Below are 8,569 nucleotides of genomic sequence, written 5' to 3'. Positions count from 1 at the left end.
CTCCGCCCTAGCGTTGGAGACTTTAACAAAAGTTATTGTTGGGTTTGTTAGCGAATAGTAAAGTAATGACTGACTTAGGCTTCCATTGTAAAGGACGCAGTATGAGTAGTTGCTCGCGAAGGTGCCTACAGTGTTAAACAAAGGTAAGTTATAGATGAAGCGCGCAAGGCCAACGTAACTGAACCCTACCATGCTGTAGGCATGGCCGTACCTTGAGCTACAGTAGTGGGACACTGCGTCTCCTATAGACACGGCGCCTCCTTTGCCTCCTCCAGAGCCATAGAGCGTGCCGTTCTCATCAACGTATATCTGATATAGAAGGCCCTCCTGCATCACATACGCAATATTGTCGGTACTGAGGTTTTGAGTATAATAGCTGTTAACTCCCCAGTTCACAGTCCCTAATGTAGAGCCGTTTAGGAACAGCATATAGATTGTCAGGTTGTTATACGGCAGTATCTGCCTGTCAAGCCTTACCCACACCTCCGCCTCCGTTGAATTATAAAACTCTATCCAGCCGTTCAGCGGGTCCCAGCCGGTGCCGTTCCAGATTGCAAAAAGCACGTTGGCAAGCGGCACCAGGCCACTGCCGTCCCTAACGCTTATGCTGCTATGTTTAACTATTTCACTGTTCAGGTCTATAGTAAAGTTGACCGTGAGGTCCTTGGGAGTGGCCTCGCCGGTAGGGTTGTAAAGCACTATGGGCGTCAGGTTAACTATGGTGTAAACCTTAGGTATGGCTATCCTCTTGCTGGGGCTGGCCACGGAAATGAGAGTAGACACTACCTTAGTGCCTATCAGCTGCTGTACCGAAGTGCTGTTATATGGATTGACGCTCACCTGAGCCGCAGGGGCCGCGTAGGGAGTTACGGGAATGGCGGCCATGGCCTCGCCGCTCTGAAGCAGCACAACCATGTTGCGCTGCGTGACCTCCAGCTTACTGTTAAGTTTCACTATTATGGTCAGCCACTGCGCGGGGCCTGCGGAGGCTGGAAGGCCATATATTATGCCATAGGGGCCTATCACAGTTACGTTGGCCAAGCCGCCAGATGATGAAACTAGGAGGGGCGACCCGTTTACAAGCCTCAGGGACAGTCCATCAACCTGGTAGGAGTATGGGAACTGGGAGTAAAGCTTAAGCTCGATGTAGGTGCCGTTGAAGTACACCAGGTAGGCCCTGCTGTCCTCCTGCAGCCCCTGGGACAGCTGCAGATATTGACTTCTCTCCACGGCGTAGCTCGTCCTTAGCCTGTACTGCTCCATCATGTATATCATTGCTGCTATGGACGCCAGGACAGCCAAAGCTATTATAAGTCCTCCAACTATGGCCGCCTGGGACTTACGGCCCTGCGTATACGCTCACCTCGCCCGAGCCTGTTACCAACGTGACCAGGCCAGGCCCCGACCACCTGCACGAGACGTAACCCATGGATGCCGCCGGCAGGTCCGCGGGCAGCTTATAGGCAACGCCGCCAACGGTGACGTTGCAGCTTGCCGGGCTGGAGTTGACCAGCACGTTAAGAAGCCTCACGCCGTAGGGGCCCGTGCTGAAGGTCGCATATACTTGGTCTCCTGCCGACCAGGCGGACATGGGCACCAGGTACTGGAGGTATTCATAGCCGTTTCCAACAGATCCCTCGTACTGCGTCAGGGTAACGTAGTAGTAGCTCAGAAAGGCGCCCCCCACCGCAAGTACGACGAGTATTAACATCAACTCAGCCACTTCGTCGCTTATGCCCCTGACGGTCAACGTTTGTCATTTTACCATTATATATTCGACGCTTTTATTTTTTTAAGCAGCCTTTGAATAAACTCAAGCAAGTCACGGCATTCGTCAAAGATTATACGTCAAAGATTATAGTAAGGCTATAAGGGTGGTCGCCCCAGGACCATGCATAGCCACAAGAGTAGCAGCCAGTGTGGCTGACCCTATGGCCAGCAGCTGCATGAAGTTGCCCACTGCCTTGGGCGGGTAGTCGTCTATAGCCTTTGCCATAACGTAAGCTGAGGCCAGGGAGAGCACTATCAGAGCGTAGTAGAGGAACCCCTCTATTGCCACCAAAGTCGTGGCGCTTAGCTGGGAAGCGCCGAGCGCCACCGGGGCCTGTGACAAGGACCTAGCTATGGAGACCCCTATGCCGCTGGCAGCGCCGTAGACGGCCACGCCCATGTAAACTATCATTGAATATGACCTCAGCCTGTTGAAGAGCGAGAACTCCATCCTGTCCAGCTCTGCGGCATACTTGCTGACAACCTCTAGCACGTCCCTGGCCCTGCCCCCGCTCCTCTCCGCAACCACTATGGACGAGAGCAGGAGCCTGACCTCCCTTGGAACCTTTGAGAAGACCTTTCTGAAGGAGCCCTCTGCGTCTCCTGTGGCCCGGTAAAGCGCGCTGAAGGCGCTTATGTAGTCCCTGAGGGGCCTCTCGCTCAGCGATGCTGCGGCCTCAAGAGCCTCCGCCATGGACTCGCTTGAGGCCGCGATGCTTGGAAACACCTGCAGGAACACCCTGCTCTGCAGCTTCAGCCTCTTGTAAACGCCCTGCCTCCTGCTTAACACTATGGCCGCGGGAAGCAGGGGCCCAAATATTATTATGTCCGTGGCTATTATTGACGTTACTCCCAGGGGCACTGGTATTCCATCGAAGAACCCGTAGGTTACATGCCTTATTATAAGGAACACCAAGACGTACTCGTCGAGCGCTATGGCAACCGCGAGCGTCGTGTAGAACAGCTTTAATTTAGAGAGCTTCAACCTTATCACCCTAGAGCTTTATTTTGGAAACCTGATCATCTATCAGCACGACTGTTACGGCCGAAATTATCGGCATGAGTATGAATATGGCCAGGACTACCAACGAGGTGAACGAGACCCCATGTATGGGGTAGACGGAGAAGAGTATCCCCATTATCGTTACTAGGATGGGCATTATCATGCCAGCCGAGAGGAACATCTCCAGCAGGGAGCCCACGGAGGCCGCCACCTTGTCAACAAGGCTGTAGTAGTAGTTCGTGTAAGTCTCAAGCTGATAGCTGACTATCGAGAGCAGGTCGGAGCCCGTGCTCACCCCCTTAGCGAGGGACTCGGCCAACGTCCTCAGGCTGTTGGACGGCGTTATCTTAGAGAGCTCGTTTAGGATCACCACCGGGTCCTGGGAGAGGGAAGTCATTAACTTTATGTAGTTTATCTCAACCTTGAACTCCTTGAGCTCGTCCTCGTACATTGCCAGGCCCGCCAGCGCCTCTGAAAGGTTCTGGCCGCCTGCCAGGAGGGAGGCCAGGGTTGAGGCGAAGACGTGAAACTTAGCCTCGAGGTAGTCAGCCCTTGAAGTGTAGTTGAACGCGGGGATCCCTATCGACAGGGCTATTGAGAGCAAGAGCCCAGAGGCTGCAGCCAGGGCCAACGACAGGTACTCCACAAGGGCGCCCGGCGATAGCCTCTCGAGAACTATGAAGGCCAGGAGAGGAAGAGACGCTGTCATAAGCGCCATCAGCGGCAGGGCCACCTTCCTGCAGTAGCTGTCCAGGTCCTTCGCTATACCGGAGCCTATTATTATGTACTCTATGTTAGGGCTTAACCTTAGCAGCGCCCTGCAGAGGGGGAACTTCAGGGAGGGCCCCGGCCTAAGCCGGCGGCTCAAAACGCTTCACCTCCTTCAGCGCGGTCTTATAAATGTTCTCTGGATCGCGCTCGTAAAGTCTTATGATAGTGTGAAGTAGCGTCACGTCGGCGTTCTTCTCCGCCAGCCACTCGAGGACGGTGGCCCTGCGTATGACGTCTTCGTAGGCTTCGTCGTAGGTTATTAGCCTCAGCTCGGCCACCGTGCTCAACAGGTCTATCCTTTCCTTGGTGAGCCTCCAGACGTCCTCCTCTGGATCCCATACAACTATCTCGCCTAACCTAATGCTGTCCGTAGAGGGGTCGTAGCCCCTGGACTCGTGAACCCTGGTCACCCTCCTTGAAACCTGGCCCCCTCTTTCCACCCTCAGTATGTTGACGAACAACTTAGCCGTGGAGACAAGGCTGGCTGGGACGTTCATAGGCGGCGAGGTGAGCCTCTTGATAAGCACATCTGCCGACTCCGCGTGGACTGTTGTGAGCCCCCCGTGGCCGGTGGCGAGGGCCTGGAAGAACGCGTAGGCCTCCCTGGACCTTATCTCACCCACTATTATGACGTCCGGCCTCTGCCTGAGGGCCGCCTCCACCTGGCTCTGCAGCGTGACGTTCTCGACCCTTGGGTCGGTTGACGGCCTTGACACCATGCCTCCCCAGTTTTCATGGAAAGGCAGGAAGACCTCAGGCGTGTCTTCAACAGTGACTATCTTGTACTCGGTGGGCACCAACATCGTGACAGCGTTGAGCAGGGTGGTCTTTCCGCTTCCTGTAGGACCATAAAACACCACCCCCTGCTTACTTGACACCGCGATCCATAGGAGCGCCGCCACCAGCGGGTCCAGAGTCTTGAGCCTGAGAAGCTCAACTATCGTGAAGGGCTCGGCCCTGAACTTCCTGATTGTGAACTGGGATCCATGGCGCGAGACCACGTCGAGGACTATGTTAACCCTATACCCCTCACGCTTCAGGACGCCCTCAACTATGGGGGTCGCTATTGAGGGCTCCTTGCCGCTCCTCACGCCCAGCTTTGCTACGAGGGAGTTAAGCTCCTGGGCGGACTGCATCACAATGTTCGTGGTCAGCCACTCGTACTTTGTGTGGTAGACAAACAGTGGTATCCCAACCCCATTGCATGAAATGTCCTCTATGTAAGGGTCCCTCATGAGGGGCTCTATGGGACCGTACCCCACCAGGTCCCTGGCCACATGATACGCCACTGCCGTTACGGCCTCGTCAAGGCTTCCCCCAGCCTTAAGCGGCCCCCTTACTATACTCTTTACTACCTCATAGGCGTAAGGTCTCAGAATGTTAAAGGCCTTCTCGACGCTCCCGGAGGCGTTAAGCGCTTCAAGTAGTGTCAAGTTCCTTGATATAATTGACAGCAGCTCGCTGTAAGCCTTACGTCTTACCTCTGTGTTAAGGGGGGGCTCCGTTACTTCATAATATCTTCGGCCCTCCGTATCCTCGTATATACCGACCTCTACCTTGGGCATCCCTATAACTGCGTACTTCTCTAGCAGTTTGACGCCTTCCGGGGCCGCCTTCTCAGGCATTGATGGAGGGCCGTTATTAGCGATAAGCTCTCTGAAGCTCTTATCGATTACTCTCCTTGGTCTAAGGCAGTAAAAGTGCGGCCGCTGGGGCAAGTATTAGCTATGGCCATGGGCTGAGCGTCGCCTCGCGAAACCTTGCCTTTAACGTTCGCTGGGCGGCCTAGAGGCAGGCATATTAGCTAATATAGTTTAAGCGCCGACAAGAACACGAGCAGAGATGAGGAGTGGCAGGGACAGGGCTATAAAGGAGGCGCTGCTGAGCCAGCTGAAGGGCAAGGTGCCCTTAGATGACGTTATTGAATGGCTCTGGGACGACTTCGGCCTCAGAGCTAAGAGGAGCTGGGAAGACGTTGGAAAGGTTATAACCTCAAGCAACGAAATACTTCCACAGGACGTGGCTGTCTTCATGATAGAGGAGGGCGTGACCCCCGATGAAGGCGCCTGGAGCGTCCTACCAGCTCCAAAGGGTCTGCGAGGCGGTGGCAACACTAAAGCGAATAACGGCGGCTGAAAGGGGAGGGAAACCAGGGTTCGGCCCCTGGCACGTCCTTGAGGCGCTGAGGAAGGTCTCCAAGTACGAGCTCGGGAGGATAGCGCTGAGCCGAGAGCTCGGCCTCACCGAGGCCTCCACGAAGACCCTCCTGAGGAGGTTAGTTGATGAGGGCCTAGTGATAAAGGATGGTAAGGGCAGCAGGACCTCCGAGAAGGGCCTGCAGCTTCTCTCGTCAATAGGCGACGTCCTCTCGCCCGTCAGGTGCTCAGTTAAGGGCATTGAAAGGTTAGAGGACTGCCTGACCCTTACCATAGACTCAGAGCCCCCTAGGGATCTAACCAAAATCTATGAGATCAGGGACTATGTGGTCTCTGAGGGCTGCCGGCTGGCGGTAGTCGGATACCTAGACCCGCCCCAGCTGGGGTTCCCCGGTCTCCCTCTGGAGCTGGAGAGCGCCCTGAAGGAGTCCGTGGCTAACGTGTGCGGGCTCGGCGAGGGCAAGAGGGGCACGATAATAATAGTGCCCTCAAGCTGTGGACCGGCCCTAGTTGGGGCTGCCACCGACCTGCTGGCCCGGGAGTGCGGCCTGCCATTATAACGCGAGGCTTCTGCGCCATTTCAGCCCTTGTAAACTCCCCGGTTTACACACGAACGCCCCAGTATTACTTGGCCTTTCACGTGGAAACCTCCATGAAGGTAAATGTTAACTGAGGCGCTATGAAGAAGGATGTCGAAAGAGAGCAGCCGCTGGAGGCGTTAAAGGAGAGGGGCGGGCCCAGGAGCAAGCTCGTCGACGCTATACTAGTGCTACTCCTCGCAAGGCCTATGAAGGCGGCCGAGATAGCGGAGGTCCTAAGGAGGGAGCCCAAGTACATCTCAAGCTACCTCTCATATTGGAAGTCTAGGGGTTATGTTGACTATGACCTGGGCCTCTGGTACCTCACCCCTAAGGGCGAGGACTACGCCAGGCAGGTCGCAGAGGCCCAGCGAGATGAGCAGTTTAACGAGTTCGTGGCCCTGGCCCAGAGGCTCATGTCTACAGTTAGTCAGACAAGAAACTACAAGAGAGGGGGTCAGCAGGGCGGTGAGGGCAGCGAGGTCCAGTCATTCATTGCCGGGCTAACCAATAAAACGGACAAGAAACTACAGGAGAGCAGGGTCTCCGACGCTGCATGCGTCCTCCAGGAGCTTAAGGATAAGGTGTCTGACGAGGAGAGTGAAGTGGTCATGGAGCTCCTGACTCATTACTCCAAGTATGGCGTGACCTACATGTACTTAGATCAGCTGGCCGAGAAGCTAAAGGCTGACTACGAGTGGCTTCTCAGAAAGGTCAGGGACCTGCAGAGCAAAGGCATCGTATACATCTACACGGATCCACGCCTTGGCATTAGGGTTGGATTTTCTAAGAACGTCAAGGAGGTGCTTAGCCGCTGCCAGCACTAATCACTACTATACAGCGCCTATATTATTGCTCTCAGGGGCTGTCCTGCGCGCTCTGAAGAGGAATTCTTTAATAATACCGTTTGTATAAAGGACAGAGTAATACGCCCCTAAGGTAGGGCTGCCCTCTTGTGGCTGGGACTCTTGCCCTGTAGTAGTAGCTCATACCAGGTGTAAACCGGGGAGTTTACAAAGGACTGGGCGAGATGAGCAGTGGAACTAGGGTAAGCTCCTTAAAAACTTATGAGGAAGATTATGAGTGCGGGGTAGTGGGTCTTGTCACTTAGCGAGTCAGGCAAGAACACCAGGGAGAAGCCAGATGACGACGAGCTGTCCCTGCTAAGGGAGAAGGTCAGGTACTTAACGCAGCTTAACATGAACCTTGAGAAGGACCTGGAGTTCTATAAACAGGAGCTCAACAAGCTGTTAGAGCCGCCATACATAGAGGCTATGGTTCTGGAGGTGTTGTCCGATGGAAGGGCGGTAGTCAAGAGCTCCACAGGGCCTAACCTCGTGGTCAGGATAGCGTCAAACGTTGATATAGACAAGCTTAGGCCCGGCGCCTCGGTGGCCCTTAACAACAAGGGCTCTACAATAGTGGAGGTGCTCCCCTCCATTCATGATCCCCTGGTTGAGGCCATGGAGATAGAGGAGAGGCCATCAATCACGTTCAAGGACGTGGGCGGCCTAGAGGAACAGATAAGGGAAATATATGAGGTCGTTGGGCTGCCCCTCATAAAACCGCAGCTCTTTGATGAAATAGGGGTGGAGCCTCCCAAGGGGGTCCTGCTGTACGGGCCTCCGGGCACGGGCAAGACGTTGGTGGCCAGGGCCCTGGCGGGCGAGGTCAAGGCTACGTTTATAAGGGTAGTGGCGAGTCAGTTCGTCAACAAGTTCATAGGCGAGGGCGCAAGGATAGTGAGGGAGGTCTTCAGGCTGGCCAAGGAGAAGAAGCCATCTATTATATTCATTGATGAGATAGACGCCATAGGTTCAAGGAGGGTTGACATGGGCACCAGCGGCGACAGGGAGGTCCAGAGGACCATGCTTCAGCTGCTTGCGGAGATGGACGGCTTCGACCCGCTGGAGGGAGTCAAGGTGGTGGCCGCCACTAACAGGATTGACTTACTTGACCCAGCCCTTCTGAGGCCGGGCAGGTTTGACAGGATAATAGAGATACCGCTCCCTGACAAGAAGGGCCGGCTTGAGATACTCAAGATACACACCAGGAACATGAAGCTCAAGGACGTGGACCTCGAGGAGATAGCCTCAATGACGGAAGGGTTCTCAGGCGCCGAGCTAAAGGCGGTCGCCACGGAGGCCGGATTCTTTGCCATCAGGGATGGTAAGAACTACGTATCCCAGGAGCACTTCATAAAGGCCGTCGACAAGGTTCGTAACAGGATGGAGAAGAGGAAGCAGATATTTGGAACTCATATATGAAGGCCAGCCGTCATGCCCAAGGTT

At 54.9% G+C, this 8,569-nt stretch carries 9 protein-coding genes; 4 read left to right on the top strand and 5 right to left on the bottom strand.

Going from position 1 to position 8,569, the window contains the following annotated elements; translation table 11 throughout:
• The 5 genes from ACP5H1_RS02475 to ACP5H1_RS02455 all read right to left on the bottom strand — a co-directional run.
• A partial coding sequence (locus tag ACP5H1_RS02475) for a hypothetical protein (RefSeq protein ID WP_427971299.1) occupies positions 1-1,302 on the bottom strand: 1,302 nt, incomplete at its 3' end.
• Between the two features lie 37 nt (positions 1,303-1,339).
• A complete protein-coding gene (locus tag ACP5H1_RS02470; RefSeq protein WP_427971297.1) occupies positions 1,340-1,750 on the bottom strand; it encodes a hypothetical protein in 411 nt (136 codons plus the stop codon).
• Positions 1,751-1,855: 105 nt separating this feature from the next.
• Positions 1,856-2,755 (bottom strand): type II secretion system F family protein, encoded by a 900-nt coding sequence (locus ACP5H1_RS02465; protein WP_427971294.1) that lies wholly within the window; start codon positions 2,753-2,755, stop codon positions 1,856-1,858.
• Between the two features lie 10 nt (positions 2,756-2,765).
• Positions 2,766-3,641, bottom strand: coding sequence for a pilus assembly protein TadB (locus ACP5H1_RS02460; RefSeq protein WP_427971292.1), 876 nt, complete (start codon positions 3,639-3,641; stop codon positions 2,766-2,768).
• A complete protein-coding gene (locus ACP5H1_RS02455; RefSeq protein WP_427971289.1) occupies positions 3,625-5,169 on the bottom strand; it encodes a type II/IV secretion system ATPase subunit in 1,545 nt (514 codons plus the stop codon). Before ACP5H1_RS02455 ends, ACP5H1_RS02460 begins: the two co-directional genes overlap by 17 nt.
• 217 nt (positions 5,170-5,386) lie before the next feature.
• On the opposite strand from ACP5H1_RS02455, the gene ACP5H1_RS02450 reads away from it, so the two are divergent.
• From ACP5H1_RS02450 to ACP5H1_RS02435, 4 genes are all read left to right on the top strand, one after another.
• A complete protein-coding gene (locus tag ACP5H1_RS02450; protein ID WP_427971287.1) occupies positions 5,387-5,680 on the top strand; it encodes a hypothetical protein in 294 nt (97 codons plus the stop codon).
• Entirely contained in the window at positions 5,649-6,260 is a 612-nt protein-coding gene (locus tag ACP5H1_RS02445; protein ID WP_427971285.1) for a hypothetical protein, read from the top strand. Before ACP5H1_RS02450 ends, ACP5H1_RS02445 begins: the two co-directional genes overlap by 32 nt.
• Before the next feature lie 119 nt (positions 6,261-6,379).
• On the top strand, positions 6,380-7,105 hold the full coding sequence (locus ACP5H1_RS02440; RefSeq protein WP_427971282.1) for a replication initiator protein WhiP: 726 nt from the start codon (positions 6,380-6,382) through the stop codon (positions 7,103-7,105).
• A 273-nt stretch (positions 7,106-7,378) separates the two neighbouring features.
• A complete protein-coding gene (locus ACP5H1_RS02435; protein WP_013266214.1) occupies positions 7,379-8,545 on the top strand; it encodes a proteasome-activating nucleotidase in 1,167 nt (388 codons plus the stop codon).
• The last annotated feature ends 24 nt before the right edge of the window (positions 8,546-8,569 follow it).

Origin of the sequence: Acidilobus sp. (assembly GCF_049973875.1) — an archaeon.
Lineage (GTDB): Archaea > Thermoproteota > Thermoprotei_A > Sulfolobales > Acidilobaceae > Acidilobus.
The sequence above is the reverse complement of the archived record's forward strand: the minus strand, read 5'-3'. Positions and strand labels throughout refer to the sequence as shown.

Bases quoted from the DNA above. Each gene is read 5' to 3' on its own strand.
- ACP5H1_RS02455 (WP_427971289.1), bottom strand. From the start codon at position 5,169: ATGCCTGAGAAGGCGGCCCCGGAAGGCGTCAAACTGCTAGAGAAGTAC.
- ACP5H1_RS02450 (WP_427971287.1), top strand. From the start codon at position 5,387: ATGAGGAGTGGCAGGGACAGGGCTATAAAGGAGGCGCTGCTGAGCCAG.
- ACP5H1_RS02440 (WP_427971282.1), top strand. From the start codon at position 6,380: ATGAAGAAGGATGTCGAAAGAGAGCAGCCGCTGGAGGCGTTAAAGGAG.